General features: G+C 28.8%; 1 protein-coding gene. It reads right to left on the minus strand.

The genetic code is table 11. The annotated features are described in order from the left end of the window. Window positions 1–214: 214 nt before the first annotated feature. Window positions 215–1,237 (minus strand): ComEC/Rec2 family competence protein, encoded by a 1,023-nt coding sequence (locus HUN22_RS17095; protein WP_119056960.1) that lies wholly within the window; start codon window positions 1,235–1,237, stop codon window positions 215–217. Window positions 1,238–1,314: the final 77 nt, after the last annotated feature.

Here is a 1,314-nt window from a genome sequence, read left to right on the forward strand (position 1 = left end):
ATCATTACCATCACTAAGTAATTGAATTTTTTGAGTATCAAACTCTAGTGGACACGTTCTGCAACAATCTTTAACTGAACTCTCAATAAGATCACAAGTACTTCTGAACTCGCAAATACTATGCTTTGATGTGATGACAAATGATTTATTGTCATCATAGGATTTGAAAAAATATCCACTAGATTCGTTTTGGAGTACTTTAACTTGTATTAGATTACTTGTATTCATAATAAAGTGTATTCACTCCATTAGTCGGATATGTTTCATTAATACTAAAACCTAGACTTTTACACTCTTCAATTTTTACTAATAGATCAGAGCTATTTGAGCTTAAATGAATAGTTGGATTATTATCGAAACTTAGAATTCTAGCTAAGGTAATGTTATTAGGATGCTTATTTTTTGTTTCATTATCTGCACACAAGATATATTCAGTTTTTCCAATAAGCTCTAGTAAATCGATATTTGTATTATGTTCACTACCATGATGTGAAATCTTTACCACATCAAATCGATGTTTTATAAAACCTGCGATATTTAAACCTTCTATAACATCTTTAGCATGAGCATCCCCTAGAAAAAGCCCCGAGAAGTTTCCATATTCAATGATTAATCCTATACTTGATCTATTTGTAATAGATGTATCTTTTACAAAACTATCTTGACCAGATTGTATTTTTTGTAAAGCTTCTGCAAGTTTTATTTCTTCAGTTTTCGAACTTGAAATTTGTTTTTGCCTTTTCTTTTCTTCTTCTCTTTCTTTTTTAGCATCAGCGTCCTTTAACATTCGCTCTAGGATTTCAGCTGTTGGTGTTATTGCAGTTAACTTAATATCTTTAAATATTAAAGGAGTAGAATTTCTGGTCAAACATTGAATTTGAATTCCACGTTCTTCCAATAATTTTTGTCTAAGAATATTATCTTGGTTATATGAGATTTGTTTCTGTGAGCTTTTTATAATGTCAGGAATATCTTGGAGGCTATTAAAAATAATAGTGTTAATTTTAATAGAAGTATCAAGCAAAAATTCAAATCCACCGATGTGGTCATCATCATTATGAGTGACTATTGCTATATCAACAACACTATTTCCACCTATAATGTTTTCTATATTAGCTAGTACATCTCTACGAGCTTTGAATAATTTTGGACCACAATCGATCAAAATTTTTGAATGATCAAAATCAAGAAGAAGACAATCTCCATGAGTCGCATCTATTACATGAATTTTTAACATTTAATATTTGTATAAAATAATGATTTATAAACATTTTATCAATTTATATTAAAAATGGAATCAATTTTAAATGAAGT

The organism is Acinetobacter lactucae (assembly GCF_013344765.1).
GTDB lineage: Bacteria > Pseudomonadota > Gammaproteobacteria > Pseudomonadales > Moraxellaceae > Acinetobacter > Acinetobacter lactucae_A.